The sequence below is a fragment of the Arthrobacter sp. CMU6 genome (assembly GCF_059090205.1).
Genome location: NZ_JBNHFL010000001.1, coordinates 92,123 through 112,624 on the forward strand (window position 1 = coordinate 92,123; position 20,502 = coordinate 112,624).

A 20,502-nucleotide genomic window follows, 5' to 3' on the forward strand; every position below is an offset into this window, starting at 1 on the left:
CGCCGCGAACCCCGGAGGCCACCCCGACTCTCGGCGCATTGAGGTACCCGTGCCCATGCGCTGGGGGGACATGGACGCCTACGGGCACATCAACAACGTGGAGATCGTCCGCATGCTGGAGGAGGCACGCATCGCCGCCTTCGGGCCGCCTGCCGGTGCCGGACTGCCCGGGACGGATCCCCATGTGCCGCTGTTCAACGACCTTCCCGCGGGCACCATGGCGCTCGTGGTGGACCACCGCATCAGGTATGTGAAGACCCTCGAGTACCGCAACATTCCGGCGGCGGTCCAGGTGTGGATCGGCGCCGTCAAGGGTGCGAGCTTCGACATTCACTACCTTGTGCAGGACCCCGTAACTGGCGACGATTGTGTGAAGGCCTCAAGCCATTTGGCCTTCGTCGATGAAGCCACCGGAAGGGTGCTGCGGCTGACTCCGAAGCAGAAGCAGCTGCTGGAGCCCTTCCAAGAGCGCAAGGAGCATTGACCGTGGGAAGCAGGAACCCGAGAAGCAAGAAAGCGGAATGGAAGAAACAGAAGTCCTGGAAGGAACTTCCGCCTGCTGCCCGCATCGGCACCATCGTGATCGGGGCCGCGCAGCTCGCTTTCCTCACCGCGGCCCAGCGTGATCTTTCGCGCCGTCCCGCCGAGCAGATCCGCGGCTCCAAGATGTTTTGGCGGCTGGCCACCCTGGTCAACTTCATCGGCCCGGGCTGCTATTTCGCCTTCGGCCGGAAGCGGCCGGCCGCTGTTACCCGCCAGTAGCTTTCTGGCCCGGCATGGTGCTGGCGCTCAGGTTAACCCTGTAAATTTGAAGGCATGACCCCCGCCCCAAAGCCTGCCATGCACCGCGCCCTCGGAATCTCCAAAGAGATTGAGGACGCCGCCTGGTTCGTGCTAGGCGCCGGGCTGCAGGGCAGGCCGTCGGCGCTGGACGGCCGTACGCAGACGTGGACGGCGGAGGCCGCGGCGGAACTGCTGGAACGGCTTGAACGGGGAGTCGCGGACGCCAAGGCGCCCATGATGACCAACCTGCGGCACAACCTGGCGGACGCGTCGCCTTCGGCAAAGCAGCTGGCCGTGGAGCTCCTCTTCCTGCAGTCCTTGCCGCTGGCCCACGAGGTCAAGTCGCTCAAGGTCAAGCGGGCGAGGGTGGCCGAGGCGGCGTCCTGGCTGGAGCCGCCCCTGGAGCTCCCCGAGGAGCTCTACAAGGGCATGACGGACCATGGCGTTATCCGCGACAGGACTGCCGAATTCAACTGGACCATCTGGGACCACCTGAAATGGCTGTGCCGGTTTGTCCAGCATGTCGACCGGCAGTCCACGGCCGAAATCAGCAAAGCCCTGAAGGATCCGCTGGCTTTCCATTTGCTGGCGGCGGGAACGCCCGATGACCAGCCAGCCATCCGGCGCAGCATCGAATACCTAGCCTGGCCCAGCTACTTCGAGCCGGTGGTGGCGGACATCGAACGCCAGGAGATCCGGGACGCCTTCGCCTCCCTCGTCGGTGGCGCAAAGGGGGACAGCGAGGAGGAAATCACCGCTGACATCCGGCGCATCCGCCTGCACCTGGATGAGCAGGCCGGCCAGCGCATCGACTGGTACGCCCGGCAGCTGGTGAGCCAGTGGCGGAAGGTCGGGGACCCGGGCCGTCGCGCCTGGCTGCTGCGCACCCACCACGACAACGCCGAGCTCCTGGCCGCCTGGCAGGCGGAGGAGAAGGTGACGCTCGACGTCGAACACCTCCGCCTGCTGGACGCCGGCGTTACCGCCGGGCTGGTTCAGCACGCCGTCGATGAGGACTACAAGCACCTCGGCTACGTGGAGCGGGAGGACACCAAGACCGCCGTCTTCGCCTTCCTCACCGTCATGAAACCCGGGGACCTCGCGCTGTACCAGAACGCCGGGGCCGTCCGGATCGGCGTCGTGCTTGGGGAGCCGGACCACAACGGGGACAGCCGGCGGATGCGGCGCAAGGTGCGCTGGTTCGATGAAGCCCACGCCGTGACTGACCTGCCGCGCCACATCCAGCGCCAGCTGGCCACCCCGGGCATCGTCGTCGACGTCACCCGGGTGGTGCAGGCGCTGCAGGCGCTGGTGCCCGCCGAGGCGGAAACCGAGCCCGACGCCGATGCCTCACCGGCCACCGTCGCCCTCCCCGTGCTGGGCGGCTTCCGTCCGGTGACGCGGGAGTTCGCGGACTCCCTCCACATGGAGGTGGAGCCCCTGCAGGAGATCGCCGATCTGCTCGAGGAAAACCGGCAGCTGGTGCTGTACGGCCCGCCGGGAACCGGCAAGACCTACCTGGCGAAGCACCTCGCCGCCGAACTGGCGCAGGACAGCACCGACGAGCGGGTGAAGCTCGTCCAGTTCCATCCGTCCTACGCCTACGAGGACTTCTTCGAGGGGTACCGGCCGGACAAGACCGACGAGGGGCAGGTCTCCTTCAAGCTCGTGGCCGGCCCGTTGCGCCGGCTCGCGGAGGAGGCGGCGAAGCCGGGCAACGAATCCAAGCCGTACTTCCTGATCATCGACGAGATGAACCGCGCCAACCTCGCCAAGGTGTTCGGTGAGCTGTACTTCCTGCTGGAATACCGCGATGACCGGATCTACCTGCAGTACAGCCCCAATGAGCCGTTCACGCTCCCGGACAACCTGTACATCATCGGCACCATGAACACCGCAGACCGCTCCATCGCGATGATGGACGCCGCCATCCGCCGCCGCTTCGCGTTCATCGAACTGCACCCGCAGACCGAGCCGGTGAAGGGATCGCTGCTGAGGTTCCTGGAGGCCCGGCAGCTGGACACCACGCCGGCGCTGCTGCTGGACGCGCTCAACCAGGCCATCGACGAATGGGACCGCGACCTCATGATCGGGCCGTCCTACTTCATGAAGAAGGCTGCCCAGACCCCCGCAGGCCTCCGCCGGATCTGGAAGTACGAGCTCATGCCGCTGCTGGAGGAGCACTACCACGGTCAGCTGAACCGGGCCCAGCTGGAAGAGCGCTTCGGACTGGACCAGCTGCTGGGACGCCTTGCGGCTCGCTAGCCCCGCCGGCTTCGGTGTGTCCGCCGGCTTCAATGTGTCCGCTAAGGCTGTGGGCTCCGTGACCGGTTCCGCGGCGGGCTCCGCGCGACCGGCCGGTTCCGCTCCCGGAACGGGCGGGAGCCGCGGTTCCGCCCAAGCGCTGCGGCACATCGTCCTGGACGAGCTTTCCCGGGGCACTGTGGAGAAGCTCGACCCGGACAGCGCCGCCTTCCTGAACTCCAGCGGCCTGGCCAAGGCAACGCCCATGGGCATGGGGCTCTTCAGGATCGAACCCGTCGGCATGGTGGGGTCCGTGCGTACCCCGCTGGTGCAGCTCGATGTGCGGCCCAAGGATCGGCTCGGGCTGAGCCGTCTGCTTTTCCTGCTGAGCTACGCCGGGGACCAGGGCTTCCGCGACGACACCGTGGCGGCCGACGAGGAAGCCGAGCTGTGGAGCGCGCTGGCGGCGTCCCTGGTGCAGCTCGCCGAACGCGCCCTGCAGCGCGGCGTCCTGCAGGGTTACGTCACCGTCGACGACTCGCTGCGGACCGTCAAGGGCCGCATCCGCATCTCCGACCAGATATCGCGCCGGCCGGGGATGCTGGTGCCGCTTGAGGTGTCCTACGACGAGTTCACCGAGGACATCCCGGAAAACCGGATCCTGCGTGCCGCCCTGGACCGCATGTCCCGGGTCCCTGGCGTGCGTCCGGATGTCCTCGGCCGCCTGCGGCAGCTGAAGGGAAAGCTCGACGGCGTCACACGGCTCCGGCCGGGCGTTCCACTTCCGCAGTGGCGGGCCAGCCGGATTAACCTCCGGTACCACGCGGCGCTGAAGCTCTCCGAGGTGATCCTGCGCAATGCCTCCGCGGAGGCGGGGGAGGGCAAGCAGCAGACGGCGTCCTTCGTCGTGGACATGGGCAAGGTCTTCGAGGACTTCGTCGGCGCGGCGCTGCGCCGGGCCATGGCCGCGTTTCCCGGGGAGATGAGGCTGCAGTACAACGCAATGCTGAATGAGGCCGTCCGGGATTCGGACCGGCTGACCGTGCGGCCCGATGCTGTCCATCTGCTGGGCGGCCGGCCGGTGGTGGTGTATGACGCCAAGTACCGGGCCGGAAGCGACCAGGGTGCGTCACTGTCGGGGGACCACTTCCAGATGCTGGCCTACTGCACGGCCTTGCGGGTGCCCACGGCCTGGCTGGTCTACGCGGGGGCGGGCGAGGTGAAGCTGCGGCGGATCCTCAACACCGACATCGACATCGTGGAGTTTCCGCTGGATCTTTCCAGGCCGCCGTCGGAGATCCTGGCAGCGGTGGCCGACCTTGCGGAGCAGTCCTGGGGAGAAGTGGTGCGCCAGGCAAGCCTTGGGCGTTAGTCCTGCGGATCCTTCGGCAATGCCGAAGCTGGCTCCTGGCGCCGGCACAGTGCGGGTTACTGACCTCAGGAACTGACTAGATGACGCTGAGAACAATGTCAGCAAGACAGACAGGTCTGTCTTGCTATTTGGGATAGACTGTTCGTAATGGCAGAGGTACCCAGCTCTAAGCCGTGGAGCGCCGGGAGAGTGCCTTTCGGAGGGCTTCAGACTGGACCGCAGCCGGCCGCCACACAGGGAAATCCCGCTCATTCGGGAAACCCGTTGAGTGGCGAGGAGATTGCGGCGTCCGGTGCTTCCAGAATGCGCCAACGAATCGTTGACGCGGCCTATGACCTATTCGCCAGGCGTGGCGTCCGGGACGTGGGCATCAATGAACTCATCAGCAGCTCCGGCGTCGCGAAGGCCACGTTCTACCGCCACTTCGCTTCCAAGGACGAGCTTGTGTTGGCGTTCCTGGAGAAGCGCGACCAAGTGTGGACAGTCAACGCCATCGTGGGGGAGGCCAGGCGCAGGGCGGACACTCCGGAGCAACAGCTGCTTGCCATCTTTGACGTCTTCACCGACTGGTTCCACCGCAGCGACTTTGAAGCCTGCTCGTTCATCAACGTGCTGCTGGAGATGGGTGCCACGCACCCGCTGGGGCGGGCCAGCATCGATTACCTGGCCAGGATCCGCAGACACGTGAAGCAGCTCGCGGACGAGGCAGGGCTGCAGCGGACCGAGGATTTCTCCCGTTCCTGGCACATCCTCATGAAGGGCTCCATCATCTCCGCGGCGGAAGGCGACCTAGACGCCGCCCAGCGTGCCCGCCAGCTGGCCGTCTGGCTGATCGAGAGCCACCGGGCGTAAGCGTCAAGGGCGCTCGCCGCCGGCAAAGCCGGGAGGTCGCCACCAAAGCTCGGCCGTCGACCGGGTGAAGCCGGGCAACAAGTCAGTTCTGCACCGGCACGGCAAAGGTGAACGTCGTGCCTTTCCCCACTTCGCTGGCCAGTGAGACGCGGCCCCCATGGGCTTCCACAATCGCCTTGCTGATGGACAGCCCCAGCCCGACGCCGGGAATCGTTGAATTGCGCACGGCTGCGGACCGGAAGAACTTCGCGAAGACCTCCTCCTGGTCCTGCTGGCTCATCCCCATTCCCGTATCGCTCACGCTGCACACCATGTGCCCGTCTTCGGACCGCAGCGACACCAGCACGTCACCGCCGTCTGGGGAGTATTTGATGGCATTCGAGACGAGGTTGTCCAGCACCTGGGAGATGCGCGCGGCATCGATGCGGGCTTCCAGCCTCTCCGGTGCGTCGGCCCGCAGCCGGATGCCCGATTCGGCGGCGCGCGGCAGTGCAGCGGTGACACTGCTGCGTACGAGCTCTGCCACATTGACAGCCTCGGGGGTGACGAGCAGCTGGCCGTTGCGGGTGGACAGCAGGTCCGAGACCAGCGTGAGCAGCCGTTCCGAGTTCCGCCGGATGATTTCCAGCGGGCCGCGCTGGGAGTCGGTGAGGTCGTCGTCGTCATCCAACAGAAGCTCGACGTAGCCAAGAATCGACGTGAGCGGAGTGCGGAATTCGTGGGAGACGTTGGAGACGAAATCGTCCTTGGCGGCCAGGGCGTTCACCAGCTCGGTGACGTCGCTGAACACTATGACGGATCCGGCGAAATTCCCGTCCTGGTCCTTCATGGGCCTCGCGCTGGTGGATATCGCGCGTTGTTCGTCGCCCGCTCCCAGCCACACCAGGTAGTCGGTGAATTCCTCGCCCAGGATTGCACGCCGGACTGGCCGCTGGTCGGTGGGGACCAGGGTGGTCCGGTCGGCAGCGAACACCAGCAATTGGGACTCGTTGGGGTCCTCGATGGTGGGCGGCGAAGCCAGCTGGTGATGCTTGCGCTGCTTGCGGTTCATCAGGATGTCATTGCCCTGCGCGTCGACGGCGAGGACGCCCAGGTGCACCGTGTCCAGTACCGTGTTCAGCAGGCGCTCCTGGCGTTTGCTTCCGGTCAGCACGCCGCGGAGCTGGGAGTCCTTTTCTTCGAGGTCCCGCTGCTGTTCCTCCAAGTCCCGCTGCTGCCGCACCATGCTGAGCGTCATGACGGACACGGTCACGCCGACGCCCAGCATCATCACCGGCAGCAGGAAGGAGCGGGCCAAATCCTGGCCGGAGACAGCGCCGCGGAGAAACAGCGGCACCCAGATGATTCCCAGAGGGCCGAGGAAGGAGACCGCCACCGCGGTTTTGGGGTACAACCCGGAGGCGCACAGCCATATGACCGGAAAAACGGCCATAAGGCTGATACCTGTCAGGCTGTCCTGGCCGCCTTCCCTGCCCAGGCAGATCGATACCAGGTCCAGAAGCGGTATTGCCAGGAAAGATGGATAGGGCAGCCGGTGCCATGGCACGGCATAGCAAAGAATCAGGATTACTGCCTGTGACAGCAGAAAACTGATGAAAAGGGGATGGCGGAGCGTGTCAGGAAAGAACGCCAGAATAAGGAAAGCAGCAATCCCTGCCGTCACGGAAAGCGGCAATTGGCTCAGCATTACTCTGCCCCGCAGCGAATACTCGTGGAAGGGCCGCCGGAAGAGGAGGAGCCGGCCGGAGGAATCTTTCCAGGCGATACTGCTCATGGGCGATGGACCGTCTGAACGGGGCGTGAGAAACGCATAGGAGCAGGATATCCGCCGGGAGCTATACTGCAGACGGGATGTAGCGGGCTGAGGGGGCTGCGATGGGTGATACACGCGTGGGGCTGGTCATTGAGGATGACCACGATATTCGCGAACTGGTGCGCGTTGTTCTGACGCAGGCCGGTTTTGAGGTGCGCGCCGCAAGCAGCGGAGCCGAGGGCGTTCTCGCCGCCAAAGAACTGGACCCGGCGGTCATCACGCTTGACCTCGGGCTGCCGGACATCGACGGCTTCGAAGTGGCCCGGCAGATCCGCCAGTTCTCCGACGCCTATATCGTCATGCTTACTGCCCGTGCGGAGGAGCTGGACACCCTGATCGGACTTGAATCAGGCGCCGATGATTACCTGACCAAACCTTTCCGTCCGCGTGAGTTGCGTGCCCGCGTTGCGGCCATGATGCGGCGTCCGCGTTCGACGCCGGATCCCGCCGAAGAGGCCGGGTCACCGGCCGCTGCCGCGAACGAGGGGCGGAAGTACACCCACAACGGGCTCGACTTGAGCTACGAATCCCGGACCGTGGCCGTTGACGGCCAGGAGCTGAGCCTGACCCGTACGGAGTTCGACCTGCTGCACGCCCTACTCGAGGCGGGCCGCATGGTCCGTACCAAAGCGGATCTGGTGCGCCGACTGCGAGACGAACCGTACGACGTCGGAAGCTACATCAGCGAGGCGGACGAACGGTCTGTTGAGGTGCACATGGGCAATCTGCGCAAGAAACTCGGCGATTCCGCGCAGAATCCGCGCTGGCTGCAGACTGTCCGCGGCGTGGGCTACCGGCTGGCACCGGCTGAGAACTAAGCTGGGCCCCGCGTAGTTCGCTCAGCTGGCCGCGAGGAACAGCTCCAGCTGTTTCTCGACGGTGGACAGGTCCCTGAGTTCGCACTCCCAGACGGTGAGCACCTCCCAGCCGTCGTTTTCGAGCTGACGGCGCTGGCTGGCGTCGCGGTCCCGGGTGCGGGTCCGTTTCGTTTCCCAGAATTCGGCGTTGGCCTTGGGGGAGTGCTGGCCCACCTTGCAGTCGTGGAAATGCCAGAAGCAGCCGTTGATGAAGATGACTTTGCGCCGGCCGGCGAAGACGAGATCCGGGTTGCCGGGCAGCTTGATGCCGCGCGAGGCGCCGTGCAGACGGTACCGGTAGCCCTTGGCGTGCAGGAGGCTGCGGACCAGCAGTTCGGGTTTGGTGTTTTTGCCCCGGATCCGGGACATGTTCCAGCTGCGCTGCTCAGGTGTCAGCCGGTCCGCCATAATTCCAGTCTAGGCCGGCAGCTCGGCTAGAAATCGCGCTCCGGCTGCTCGCCAAACTGGAAGTGCCGGCCGCTCACGGAGCCGGGGTCGATCTCCACGTAGAAGTCCTTCAACGTGGGCACCCAGGACGCGAGCCCCAGCTCTTCGACCTCGGCAATCTCGGCGGACTTGCTCAGGACACGGGCCGTGCCGCGGAGCACCACCGACCACGCCTGGTCCGACAGGATGCCGTCCGTCTCAAACAGGACCCTGTCGTTGATGGTCACCTGGGCGAGCTTGTTGCCCGGGGCTGTGCGGAAGTACAGCTTCCGCCGGCTGGTCACATAGTTGACGGGGAAGATATCCGGTTCACCCGCCACGGTGACCACCAAGCGGCCGTGCGTGGTGCCCTCCAGAAGCTGCCAGCACTGCTCTTCATCGAGGATCAGGATGGGATCGCCGTCGGTGTGGTTGAACATCATGAGCTCCATTCTTCTACGGGCTGTAGAAAAACGATAGGGGTATGAACAGATTTTCGCAGCAAGCGCCGCGCTGTGCCACGGGGCTGAGTGGCGATTTTACGGACGCGTAGGACACTTTACATCGCTGTAATACCGCTGGAACCGCCCTGTCGCACGGCGTGACTAGCGTCGGCCAAGACAAACCGATGACGAAAGCGGAGCTTCATGACTAATGACCTGAGGGGCAGCGAACTGTTGGATAGCCCGGGTAGCGGTGACGCCGTCGGACGCCCCGCCGTCGGGCTGGAGGCCAAGCGGCCAAGGGCTGCCGGCAACCCGGCGGCCGCTAACGCGGACGCGTTGAGTGCCACGAAGGAAAGCCTGGAGGATTACACCCTCAGGTTCGCGCCGCGTTCCTATCGCAAGTGGAGCGCGGGCGTGGTGGCGACGAGTGCGCTGGGAGGAATTGCGTACCTGGCTGATTTCTCGATCGGGGCAAATATCGGGATTGCCTATGGCACGATGAATGCGATCCTCGGGATTGTCGTGGCCGCCGTGATTATCTTCGCCACGGGTTTTCCGCTCGCCTATTATGCGGCCCGCTACAACATCGATCTGGATCTGATTACGCGCGGCTCCGGTTTCGGCTATTACGGTTCCGTGGTGACCAACGTGATCTTTGCGACCTTCACGTTTATCTTCTTTGCGCTGGAGGGATCGATTATGGCGCAGGGTCTCGAACTGGGGCTGGGAATCCCGCAATGGCTGGGATACGCCGCCTCCACGGTCATCATCATTCCGCTCGTCATTTACGGGATGAATACGCTGGCCAAACTGCAGGTGTGGACCACTCCGCTGTGGCTGCTCCTCATGGTGGTTCCGGTCGGCTACCTGCTGGTGTCCCACCCCGGCAGCATTGATGACTTCTTCGCCTACACGGGCAATTCCGGTGTTGCCGGAACCAACCTGGCCTCGGTCATGCTTGCCGCCGGCGTCTGCCTTTCTCTGATGGCGCAGATCGCGGAGCAGATCGACTACCTGCGGTTCATGCCGCCCAGGACCGCCGAGAACAAGGGCGCGTGGTGGCGTGCCGTGATCCTTGCCGGGCCAGGCTGGGTGCTGTTCGGTGCGGTCAAACAGATCGTGGGCATGTTCATCGCCGTCTACCTGCTGGCCAAGCTGGATCCGGCCGCCTCGGCGACGGCGAATGAACCGGTGCACCAGTTCCTCGGCGTCTACGAGGAGATGATGCCGGAGTGGCTGGCCATGAGCCTGGCCGTGGTGCTGGTGGTCATTTCGCAGATCAAGATCAATGTCACCAACGCCTACTCGGGCTCGCTGGCGTGGACCAACAGCTTCACCCGCGTGACCAAGACCTACCCCGGGCGGATGGTGTTCGTTGCGGTGAACCTGCTGATCGCTTTGGTCCTGATGGAAGCCAACATGTTCGACTTCCTCAACACGATTCTGGGCTTCTATGCCAACTGCGCCATGGCCTGGGTGGTCACCGTTGCCTCGGACATCGCCATCAACAAGTACCTGCTGAAGGTCTCACCCAAGGCGCCCGAATTCCGGCGCGGCATGCTCTACGCCCTGAACCCGGTTGGATTTGTGTCCCTGCTGGTTTCTGCCGGGGTTTCAATCGGGGTGTTCTTCGGGGCCTTTGGTTCAGGGATCCAGCCGTACTCGCCGATTTTCGCAGTGGGCCTGGCGCTCGTCCTTCCGCCGGCCCTGGCCGTCCTGACCAGGGGCAGGTACTACCTGCGCCGCACCGATGACGGCATTGACCTGCCGATGTACGACGCCGACGGCAACCCGAGCGACGCAAAACTGCTCTGCCATGTGACCGGGATCGAGTTCGAACGCCCGGACATGGTGCGTTCCGCCCAGGACGGGCCCGACGGCGAACCCCAGTACGTTTCGTCGCTCGCCTTGTCGACGGACAAGACAGGGGAGTTGGTCCTGCCAGCACAGCCCCGGGGTAGCGCAATGTGAAGCCCGGGCGGCGCCGTGCCGCCGGTGCTGTGATTGGGACTGAAACGGGCCCGGTGAGATTCTCACCGGGCCCGTTTTGAGTTGTGCCGTGGCGACTTGGTGGTTCGGCTAGGCGGCGAAGGGGCTGTGGATAACTTTGAGCCGAAGGGTGTGATCTCAGTTACCCTTTAACCATAGTTCGGACACAGATGTCTTGAAACCTATCCGGGGGGATTAGCGCATGACTTCTCGTACCTGCATTTCTGAACGCCTCCGTTTGCCTTTGATTTCCGCCGTCGCTGTGTCCGTCCTGGCGATCACCGGCTGCAGCGGTGGAGGCGACCCCCAGGCCGGTCCAACTGCTTCGGCCGTCGCGTCGCCGGCCCAGTCCGCTTCGGGGTCGGCTTCTGCCACGCCAAGCGCCACCGCCACGCCCAAACCGAAGCCCGCCTACAAGCCAGCCGACGCCAAGGGGAGGGCACGGAACGTCCCTGTGCCGGTCAAACCAGCCTTGGCTGATAAGAACACGAAGGAGGGGCTGGAGGCGTTTACGAAGTACTGGTTTCAAGCCCTCTCGTACGCCTACGAGACTGGCAATACTGAGTTGTTAGAAGCAGGAAGCGGTCCTAACTGCCGCTTTTGCAATGGCCTTAGGGATAACATCAATAATGCCTGGCAAGGTAAACAATGGATTGTCGGAGGGAAAATACAAACTCCGTCAGTGAAAGGGCTATTCAAAGAAGGCGCAACGTCGCAGAAAGCGACAGTTCAAGTCATTCAGCAGGAGATCACCATCTACAAGCCGGATGGGGTGCCATTCCCTGACGTGACCAAACAGACCAATACCGGATCGCTGGCCGTGGTTAAGTACGGTTCGTCGGGTTGGACCGTGATTGACCTCGGTCTAATTCGCTGACCATGAAGCTCGTGAGGCGGAACTGGTTGGCCGCGTCCCTGTTGTTCGTAGCTCTGACCCAAATCGGTCCCGCAGCCTACGCGCATGGAACTCCGATTGTCGGGTTCGAAGATACCGGGATTGACGTCAACGCAAGCAACTGGGTCCGCGACGAGGATACCGGCGAAATTGTTCCAGCCCCTCCCGGCTACGTCAGCAACGACCCCAACCAATACAACGCCTTTCCACAGTGCCAAGTAGACGATGGCAACTTGGCCATCGATTGCTTGGCGAAGCAACGCGTATGTCCGCCCAGGGCCGATGGGAAGCCCGGCGTTCCTGTGATCTGGAAAGTCGCTCCGAGATCCATTGCGAACCCGACTTGGACCGACTGGCAAGGCAATGGCGGCGGACCGACGTGCCTCTACGACAGGAATCCCGAAGACCTGCTTCCGCGAATCGCCGCTCTCATCCAGAGGGAATTCGACAGGCTTCCCGTCGCTCCGGGAACGTTGACTGCGCAACCCAGCCCGCACACACTCCGTGGCGCCGAGACCAACTTCTACGCCAAGGCCACAGAGCAGCCATTCGACATCACCATCCTGGCCCAAAAAATTCACATCATCGCCAAACCTGTCCAATACCGTTGGGACTATGGCGACGGAACCTCACTCGGCCCCACGACCACCATGGGCGGACCCCTTCCGCAGGACAGGTGGGGTGAGAAGACCCGGACCAGTCACGCCTACGCCGCGACCGGCGACTTCAGCGTCGTCCTCACCACCTACTTCCGGGGGACGTACTCCGTAAACGGCGGCCCGAACCTTCCCATACCGAACCAAGGACAGTTCAGTTCGCCGCCCCAAACGGTGAGTGTCTGGCGCTCGGTCACCCGCAACTATGCCGACGATTGCAACACCAATCCAGGCGGTGAAGGCTGCCCAAGCGCTGCTCCGGGGAAACGCTGAACAGCGCCGGCCCTACCTATGCCCGCAACTCTCGATCCATCCGTGCCATCCTGGCCCGCAGCAATTGAAGCCGAGGATCAGCCGCCCCAAGTGTTCGTTCAACCACGGCAGCGGCTGCGGAGTCGGTACCGCCCATGTCTGTCGAGCACCATTCCAGGATCAGGGCAGCCTCACCGCTGGCGCGCACAGAGGCTGCCACTGCCTCATTCAGTTCATCGCGCATGAGTTCGATAGCGAAGTTGGCTGAACGGGTCAGAAGCTTCGCCGGATACCCGGCCAGTGCTTCGGTCACGCGCCCCGCCCGCAGATGGGCAGCCACCACCGACGCGTCGGTCTCCACCTGGACCCCAGCGGTGAACCGATACGGATTGGGCTCCACAATGTTCCCAAGAAGCCCGCGAATACGGTGCATCTCAGTCCGGACCGATGCCGCGGCGCCGTCCTCGCCGTAGAGCTCGTAGGCCAGTTCCTCGGCACTCCAGCCAATGGACCGCGATGCAAGCATCGCCAGGATTTCGGCACGGCGCAGCGTTAGCGCAAGCGGCGCCCCGCCGTCGACCTCTGCTGTGGGCCTGTCACCCAATATCCGGAGGGTCAGTGTGCGAGCCTCGCTTCGGGCTTTAGCCACCGGCTTGGCAGGCGACCGCCCGGGCGCCGTGCCGATCGTTGGCGCGCCTGTTGACTTCAGCAGTTCCTCGGCCAGCCGGACCCCGCAGCGCACCATCCGCAGGCTGTCTGGCGTCACGGATTCGATCGGGCCGGAGACATCCAGGACGCCCAATACGTCGCCCGTGAACGGATCTCGGATCGGGGCCGCGGTGCAGGCCCAGTCATGGTGCGTGCGGACGAGGTGCTCCGCGGAGAACAGCTGGGCCGGGGTGCCCGTGATGAGGGCCTCGCTGATGGCGTTGGTTCCCACACCGGCCTCGGACCAGTCGGCGCCCTCCACGAACTCCAAGGAATCCGCCTGCCGCAGCGCATGCCTGCTGCCGATCCGCCAAAGAACCTCGCCAAGATGGTCCGTGACGATGAGCAGATGCTGCCCATCGGTCGTCTCGTCGGCAATCAACTGGGACAGTGCCGGCATAACAGCTGCCAGGCGGTGGTCGGCGCCGAGCCGGCGGGCTTCGCTGACCTCGTGGCGGTGGACGGGGCGGTGCCGGTCGGGATCAATGCCCAGCGCCAGGGACCGCTGCCAGGAGCTCACCAGCGACGGCGCGATGTGCGGATCGGAACGCCCGGAAATGGTGGCCTCGTGGGCACGCCGCAGCGCCTTGGCGTATTCGAGCGGAGACGTGAATCGGAGATCCCGTGTCTTGGCGGCAGCGTAGGACTTCGGCATACGCCTCCTCCCAACTCGCCATTGAATCGTGCCTAGGACCGCCCATCAGCGGACGAAAACATGCAACCCGATTGTAACCCTCCCTGGCATTTACTTGTGATGCGGGTCACGGAGGCGGATTGGGGTGGCGCTCCTATCATCGGCACCGTGGCGCCGGGCCAACACATGGCCGGGTCATCAAAGGAAAGAGGAATCATGCCCGAGACACCAAACGGCATCGTCGCCGGCTGGCTGGAGCAGTTCGACGAAGCACTGCGCACGAAGGATACCGAAGCCGTGCTCGAATTGTTCGACGAAGAGTCCTACTGGCGCGACTTCGTGTCCTTCACCTGGAACCTCAAGACGATGGAAGGCAAGGACAGCATCAGGCGAATGCTCGATGCGACCCTCAACGACGTCGGGCCGCATAACTGGGCGCTCGCCGAGGACGCCACCGGCGATGCTTTGAGCACCGAGGCCTGGGTGACATTCGAAACTGTGCGGGCCCGCGGTTACGCCCACCTGCGCCTTCGCGACGGCAAGTGCTGGACCCTGCTCACCACCATGCAGGAGCTCAAGGGGTTCGAGGAGAAGAAGGGGCCCAACCGCGAGCAGGGCGTGGCCCACCGCATCGAGAAGGGCCGAAAGTCCTGGCTCGATCTCAAGGAGGAGCAGGCCGCCAAGCTTGGCTACGAGGAACAGCCCTACACGGTGATCATCGGCGGCGGCCAGGGCGGCATCGGACTCGGCGCACGGCTCCGCCGGCTTGGCGTCCCCACGATCATCATCGAGAAAAACGCTCGTCCCGGTGACTCCTGGCGGAACCGCTACAAGTCGCTGCACCTGCACGATCCCGTCTGGTACGACCACCTGCCCTACATGAAGTTTCCGGATGACTGGCCCGTCTTCGCCGCCAAGGACAAGATCGGCGACTGGCTGGAGCACTACACGCGGATCATGGAGCTCAACTACTGGTCCAGCACCGAATGCACCAATGCACGCTGGGACGAGGACACCCGTGAGTGGGAAGTCAGCGTAATGCGCGACGGCGAACCGGTCACGTTGCGCCCGAAGCAGCTCGTCTTCGCGCTGGGCGTGTCCGGCTACCCCAATATTCCCAAGTTTGACGGCGCCGAGACGATCATGGGGGAGCAGTACCACTCGTCCAAGCACCCGGGCGGTGGAGACTGGACGGGCAAGAAAGCCGTAGTGATCGGGTCGAACAACTCCGCCCACGACATCTGCGCCGACCTCTGGGAACACGGCGCTGACGTCACCATGGTCCAGCGCTCGTCCACGCACATCGCCCGCAGTGAGTCCCTCATGGACCTTGCACTCGGCGACCTTTACTCGGAAAAGGCCCTGGCCAACGGTGTCACGACTGAAAAAGCCGACCTGCTCTTCGCCTCGCTGCCGTACCGGATCCTCCCTGAGGCGCAGATCCCGGTCTACCGGGAGATGGCGCGGCGCGACGCCGACTTCTACTCCCAGCTTGAGGCCGCCGGCTTCAACCTTGACTTCGGCGTGGACGGTTCCGGGCTGTTTCTGAAGTACCTGCGGCGCGGTTCCGGCTACTACATCGACGTCGGCGCCTCGCAGCTGATCATCGACGGCAGGGTAAAGCTCGCCAACGGCCAGGTCGGCAAAATCACGGGCAACGCCGTCGTCCTCGATAACGGCGCAGAGCTCGAAGCCGACGTCATCATCTATGCCACCGGATACGGCTCGATGAACGGCTGGCTTGCCGATCTCGTCTCGCCCGAGGTGGCTGACGCAGTCGGCAAGTGCTGGGGATTCGGCTCAGATACGCCCAAGGACCCCGGCCCATGGGAAGGGGAGCTGCGCAACATGTGGAAGCCCACGAACGTGGAGAACCTCTGGATTCACGGCGGAAATCTTCACCAGAGCAGGCACTACTCCACGTATTTGGCGCTGCAGCTCAAGGCCAGGATGGAAGGCCTTCCCACTCCGGTGTACGAGCTGCAGCCATCCCACCACACCCGCTGAAAGGGGCCCCGCCATGAAAGCTGCACGGTTTTACAGCCAGCGTGACCTGCGCATTGAGGACGTACAGGAGCCGGAGCTGCGCCCCGGAGCGGTCAAGATCGCAGTAGCCTGGTGCGGCATCTGCGGAACCGACCTCCACGAATTCCTCGAGGGGCCGATCTTCATCCCGTCGCCCGGCCATGGCCACCCGCTCACAGGCGAAGAGGCGCCGGTGACCATGGGCCACGAGTTCTCCGGGACCGTCAAGGAACTGGGCGCTGGGGTGGCCGGCCTCTCGGTGGGGGACAACGTCGTGGTCGAACCATACTTCGTCTGCGACGACTGTGAGCCCTGCCGGGCGGGCAATTACAACCTGTGCACGCGCATGGGCTTCATCGGGCTGGCAGGAGGCGGGGGAGGACTCAGTGAGAAGATCGTCGTCGATGCCCGGTGGGTCCATCCAATTGGCTCAATTCCTCTGGACGAGGCTGCCCTTATCGAGCCCTTGGCCGTCGCCTACCATGCAGTTGGCCGGAGCGGCCTGACGGCCGGGGATGTGGCCGTCGTCGGGGGGGCCGGCCCCATCGGTTTACTGACTGCTGCCGTCCTGAAGGGCCTTGAGATCACGACGATCGTCACTGAGCTGTCCGCGGCCCGCAAGGAGAAGGCAGTCTCATCCGGCGTTGCCGACCATGTCATCGATCCCAGCGTGCAGGACGTGAAGGCGCGCGTGCTGGAACTGACCGGCGGCGGCGGAGCCGATGCCACCTTCGAGTGCGCCGGTGTCAACGCGGTGCTCGACACGATGCTGGACGTCGTGAAGCCAGCGGGTGTTGTGGTCAACGTTTCCATCTGGGGCCGCCCGGCCACGGTCGACATGCAGAAGGTCGTGCTCAAGGAGGTCGATCTTCGCGGCACCATCGCCTATAAGGGGGATCATGCCGCGGCCATCAAGCTGGTCCAGGAAGGAAAGGTGGACCTGAAACCGTTCATCACGGGACGAATAGCATTGGACGACCTCGTGGACAAGGGATTCGACACCCTGATCAACCACAACGACACCGCGGTCAAAATCATCGTTCACCCCTAGGGTGAGCGGGCCAGCAAGCAGACGCCCGACGGCGGCACCCACCTTGGGTGCCGCCGTCGGACATTCCTAACTCAGCATGGGTGAACTCCGCCACACCCGGAATAGTTGCACACGCGTGGCAGTTACTGCGGGTGAACCTGATGCATTCTGAAAGGAACTCCGCATGCTGTTTTCCCCGCTGACACTCGGCGAGCTTGAACTTCCCAACCGCCTCGTCATGGCGCCGCTGACCCGGGTCCGCACCGGCCAAGAGGGCGTCCCCGGACCGCTAGTGGTGGAGCACTACCGCCAGCGCGCGACGCTCGGCCTGATCGTCAGCGAGGGAACCTACCCCACCCCGGCGGGCCGCTCCTACCCGGGGCAGCCCGGTCTGGTAACGCCCGAACAGATCGCCGGCTGGAAGAAGGTCACCGACGCGGTCCACGCCGAGGGCGGCCGTATCTTTGCCCAGATCATGCACGGTGGCCGCGTCTCGCATGAGGACATCAACGGCGGCCACCGCGTCGTTGCCCCCAGCGCCATTGCCGTCGAAGGTGAAACGCGGACCTACAACGGCAAGCAGCAGCACCCCGTCCCGCACGAGCTCTCCACCGATGAGCTGCCTGTGGTCCGCGAGGAGATCGTCACGGCGTCGCGCAACGCCATTGAGGCAGGGTTCGACGGCGTTGAGCTGCACTCCGCCAACGGTTACCTTCTCCACGAGTTCCTGGCGCCGAACACCAACGTCCGCACCGACAGCTACGGCGGCTCGCCCGAAAACCGCGCCCGCTTCGTCATTGAGACGGTGAACGCCGTCGTCGAGGCCCTGGGTGCCAACCGCGTCGGCATCCGGATCTCACCCGAGCACAACGTCCAGGGCATCGAAGAGACTGACGCCGCCGACGTCCGGGCAACTTACGAAGTGCTGGTCAACTCCATCGCTCCGCTCAACCTGGCCTACCTGAGCATCCTGCACGCCGACCCCACCGGTGACCTGGTGCAGGATCTGCGGTCCCGCTTCAACGGCACGTTTCTGGTCAACACCGGCTTCGGCCTCATCACCACGCGCGAGGAAGCACTGTCGCTCGTGTCCGACGGGCACGCGGATGCCGTCGTGGTGGGCCGGCCCGCCATCGCCAACCCGGACCTCGCCCGGCGCTGGCGCGAGGGCCTGCCGCTGAACGTACCGGACCAGTCCACGTTCTACGGCGAAGGCGCGAAGGGTTACACCGACTACCCCGTATACCAGCCAGCCTAGCCCTCGCGCTGGTTCAGCACACCTTTCAAAACAGCCAAAGGAACCGCCCGTTCGCCGGGCGGTTCCTTTGGCATAACCGCGCGTTTTTTCTTGAGCGAATCCTGATCTCTTGGCCGCCCAGAGTCCTGACCATTCTTTCTCTAGCAGCCGTAAGACGGAGCAAACGAGTCATCTGAAGGACGTAGGTGCGGCCTTCCCTGAAGCGCCCCTATAGGATCTGATCATGCAAAAAGCGTCCAACGGCACCCGCCCCGGCAGCCGGCCCGAGGATCAGACCGGGCGCAAGGGAGGCCGGACGGTCAGCCGCCAGGTCCTGGCCGACCACGTGTACGAGGAGCTGCTGGCCTCGCTCATGGACGGCAGGCTGGAACCCGGGGCCGCGGTCAGCATTGACGGAACTGCCCGCGAGTTGGACGTTTCCCCGACCCCCGTCCGCGAAGCACTGGCCCGTCTGGAGCACACCGGCATGGTCCGCAGGGTGGCGCTCAAGGGTTACCGCGTCGCGCCGGTGTTCACCCGCGAGGACTTTGCGGATCTCATGGAGGCCCGCCTTGCGATCGAGCCCGTCAATGCCCGGCTTGCCTGCGCGCGCCTGAACCCGCACCGGCTCGCCGAACTTGAGCAAACAGTCGCCGACCTGAAGGCGGCGCCGCGCGGCCCGTCCTTTGCCGAGTACAAGGACTATCTCGAGGCGGACGAGCGTTTCCACCAGCTGATTGCCCAGCAGACGGACAACCAGTTCCTCGTCGGCGCCTACGCCGCACTCGGCGGGCAGGTCCAGCGCTTCCGGCTTTTCGGGGGCGTGGGAATCACCGACGCCGAGAATGCCATCGCCGAGCACCAGTCCGTCCTGGACGCATTGTCTAGCGGCGACCCCAACAAGGCAGAAGCCGCCATGGCGGCCCACATTCAGAAGGTCCGCGAACGCGCCATGGCGGACGCTTCGGAGGAGTAGCGGCACCCGCACGTAGGCAACCGCGCGCCCTGAGGGACGGCGCGTCCCAGCTCGGTAGCAGAGGCGTTCTCAGCCGTGGGAACGCCCTCTGCTGCTACTTGGTTCAGGGAGGCGTAGCGTGGAAGGTGCAATGACTTGATGCCTCGAGCGTGAGGCTCTTCACATGCGGACGCCATCCCTATAGGATCTTCGATGGCTGTGAAACGCCGCGCAGGCGGGCAATGTGACCTTGACAACTCTTAGTCGATAGTAGATCCTATAGGAAACAGGATTCCACAAGGGAGTGAATACCATGGCTTATACCGCCGACAACTGGCCCATCACCGCGGCACTGCTGCAGTTTCCGGGCGTCGACGCCCAGGGCACCCACATCAACGACGCCGACGCCTCTGTCTGGGCGGAAGTCTTCACGGAGGTCAAGGAAGCCGGCTTCGCCAACGCCGACCTCACTGACAGCTGGGTCCGTCCCGGCGATCTCAGCAAGCAGCGCCTCGCCGAGTTCAAGCAGACCGCCGACAACGTGGGCATTGGCATCCCTGTCATCTCCGCCATCCGCCAGAGTGTGATCGAGGAGGGCAAGTGGGAGGACAACCTGGCCTACAGCCACCGCACCATCGACGCGGCCGCTGAACTCGGCTGCGAAGTTGCCTCCTTCGGCCTGCACCAGGCCATCACCCCGGAGCAGCAAAAGCAGCTCTGGTTCTGGACCGTCGAAGGCCACAAGGATCCGGTTGGCGACAAGGAAGCCTGGAACAACGCCGTCGCCCGTTTCCAGGAACTTGGCCGGCACGCCGCAGAGGTGGGCGTCCTGCTCTCGCTCGAGATGTACGAGGACACCTACATCGGTACCGCGGACTCGTCCGTGCAGTTCGTCCAGGACATCGGCATGTCCAACGTCGGCCTCAACCCGGACATCGGAAACCTGATCCGCCTGCACCGGCCCATCGAGGACTGGCGGGAACTTGTTGCCAAGACCCTGCCGTACTCCAACTATTGGCACATGAAGAACTACATCCGTGACGAGGACGTGGCGCGCGACATGTACGTTGCCATGCCCGCCCCCATGGAAAGCGGCCTTATCAACTACCGCGAGGCGTTCAAGGTTGCCCTTTCCGTCGGCTACCAGGGCATCATCTGCACCGAACACTACGGCGGCGACGGACTCTCCGTGACGGCCAGCAACCAGGACTACCTGCGCCGCCACGTGCTGCCCAAGAAGGATGGCTACGCCCTCGGCAAGAGCCAGGTGGCGCAGGGGCGGCAGCAGCCCGCCGCCGTCGCCCACTAAAACAGCGCACCAGAACCGA

Annotated in this window: 18 protein-coding genes; 14 read left to right on the top strand and 4 right to left on the bottom strand. The window is 64.3% G+C overall.

Features of this window, described 5'->3' with window-relative positions:
* Positions 1-55: 55 nt before the first annotated feature.
* The 5 genes from AC5RWD_RS00430 to AC5RWD_RS00450 all read left to right on the top strand — a co-directional run bounded on the left by AC5RWD_RS00430 (position 56) and on the right by AC5RWD_RS00450 (position 5,251).
* The gene (locus AC5RWD_RS00430) at positions 56-484 is read left to right on the top strand and encodes an acyl-CoA thioesterase (protein WP_494018142.1); all 429 of its coding nucleotides are present in this window, start codon (positions 56-58) and stop codon (positions 482-484) included.
* Positions 485-486: 2 nt separating this feature from the next.
* Positions 487-762 (top strand): hypothetical protein, encoded by a 276-nt coding sequence (locus AC5RWD_RS00435; protein ID WP_494018143.1) that lies wholly within the window; start codon positions 487-489, stop codon positions 760-762.
* A 54-nt stretch (positions 763-816) separates the two neighbouring features.
* Entirely contained in the window at positions 817-3,048 is a 2,232-nt protein-coding gene (locus AC5RWD_RS00440) for an McrB family protein (protein WP_494018144.1), read from the top strand.
* A 154-nt stretch (positions 3,049-3,202) separates the two neighbouring features.
* Positions 3,203-4,399, top strand: a complete 1,197-nt coding sequence (locus AC5RWD_RS00445) for a 5-methylcytosine restriction system specificity protein McrC (RefSeq protein WP_494018322.1) — start codon at positions 3,203-3,205, stop codon at positions 4,397-4,399.
* A 303-nt stretch (positions 4,400-4,702) separates the two neighbouring features.
* Entirely contained in the window at positions 4,703-5,251 is a 549-nt protein-coding gene (locus AC5RWD_RS00450) for a TetR/AcrR family transcriptional regulator (protein ID WP_494018145.1), read from the top strand.
* A gap of 82 nt (positions 5,252-5,333) precedes the next feature.
* On the opposite strand, the gene AC5RWD_RS00455 is transcribed toward AC5RWD_RS00450, so the two are convergent.
* Entirely contained in the window at positions 5,334-7,025 is a 1,692-nt protein-coding gene (locus AC5RWD_RS00455; RefSeq protein ID WP_494018146.1) for a sensor histidine kinase, read from the bottom strand.
* A gap of 101 nt (positions 7,026-7,126) precedes the next feature.
* On the opposite strand from AC5RWD_RS00455, the gene AC5RWD_RS00460 reads away from it, so the two are divergent.
* Entirely contained in the window at positions 7,127-7,882 is a 756-nt protein-coding gene (locus AC5RWD_RS00460) for a response regulator transcription factor (protein WP_494018147.1), read from the top strand.
* A 21-nt stretch (positions 7,883-7,903) separates the two neighbouring features.
* Here the strand turns inward: AC5RWD_RS00460 and AC5RWD_RS00465 are convergent, their stop codons facing one another.
* Together AC5RWD_RS00465 and AC5RWD_RS00470 are read right to left on the bottom strand one after the other, a co-directional pair.
* Entirely contained in the window at positions 7,904-8,329 is a 426-nt protein-coding gene (locus AC5RWD_RS00465) for a very short patch repair endonuclease (protein WP_494018148.1), read from the bottom strand.
* A gap of 26 nt (positions 8,330-8,355) precedes the next feature.
* Positions 8,356-8,790, bottom strand: coding sequence for a pyridoxamine 5'-phosphate oxidase family protein (locus AC5RWD_RS00470; protein ID WP_494018149.1), 435 nt, complete (start codon positions 8,788-8,790; stop codon positions 8,356-8,358).
* 204 nt (positions 8,791-8,994) lie between these two features.
* Here AC5RWD_RS00470 and AC5RWD_RS00475 point away from each other — a divergent pair, with 204 nt between their 5' ends.
* From AC5RWD_RS00475 to AC5RWD_RS00485, 3 genes are all read left to right on the top strand, one after another.
* Complete coding sequence (locus tag AC5RWD_RS00475) at positions 8,995-10,764, top strand: purine-cytosine permease family protein (RefSeq protein WP_494018150.1); 1,770 nt, start codon at positions 8,995-8,997, stop codon at positions 10,762-10,764.
* 220 nt (positions 10,765-10,984) lie between these two features.
* Positions 10,985-11,659, top strand: a complete 675-nt coding sequence (locus AC5RWD_RS00480) for a DUF6318 family protein (RefSeq protein ID WP_494018151.1) — start codon at positions 10,985-10,987, stop codon at positions 11,657-11,659.
* A 2-nt stretch (positions 11,660-11,661) separates the two neighbouring features.
* Complete coding sequence (locus tag AC5RWD_RS00485) at positions 11,662-12,606, top strand: hypothetical protein (RefSeq protein WP_494018152.1); 945 nt, start codon at positions 11,662-11,664, stop codon at positions 12,604-12,606.
* Positions 12,607-12,622: 16 nt separating this feature from the next.
* Here the strand turns inward: AC5RWD_RS00485 and AC5RWD_RS00490 are convergent, their stop codons facing one another.
* Positions 12,623-13,948, bottom strand: coding sequence for a GAF domain-containing protein (locus tag AC5RWD_RS00490; protein WP_494018153.1), 1,326 nt, complete (start codon positions 13,946-13,948; stop codon positions 12,623-12,625).
* Between the two features lie 195 nt (positions 13,949-14,143).
* Here AC5RWD_RS00490 and AC5RWD_RS00495 point away from each other — a divergent pair, with 195 nt between their 5' ends.
* From AC5RWD_RS00495 to AC5RWD_RS00515, 5 genes are all read left to right on the top strand, one after another.
* Positions 14,144-15,934 (top strand): NAD(P)/FAD-dependent oxidoreductase, encoded by a 1,791-nt coding sequence (locus AC5RWD_RS00495; RefSeq protein WP_494018154.1) that lies wholly within the window; start codon positions 14,144-14,146, stop codon positions 15,932-15,934.
* 13 nt (positions 15,935-15,947) lie between these two features.
* Positions 15,948-17,003, top strand: coding sequence for a 2,3-butanediol dehydrogenase (locus AC5RWD_RS00500; RefSeq protein WP_494018155.1), 1,056 nt, complete (start codon positions 15,948-15,950; stop codon positions 17,001-17,003).
* A gap of 163 nt (positions 17,004-17,166) precedes the next feature.
* Positions 17,167-18,240, top strand: coding sequence for an alkene reductase (locus tag AC5RWD_RS00505; protein ID WP_494018156.1), 1,074 nt, complete (start codon positions 17,167-17,169; stop codon positions 18,238-18,240).
* 223 nt (positions 18,241-18,463) lie between these two features.
* A complete protein-coding gene (locus AC5RWD_RS00510) occupies positions 18,464-19,195 on the top strand; it encodes a GntR family transcriptional regulator (RefSeq protein ID WP_494018157.1) in 732 nt (243 codons plus the stop codon).
* Positions 19,196-19,487: 292 nt separating this feature from the next.
* A complete protein-coding gene (locus AC5RWD_RS00515) occupies positions 19,488-20,483 on the top strand; it encodes a sugar phosphate isomerase/epimerase family protein (RefSeq protein WP_494018158.1) in 996 nt (331 codons plus the stop codon).
* Positions 20,484-20,502: the final 19 nt, after the last annotated feature.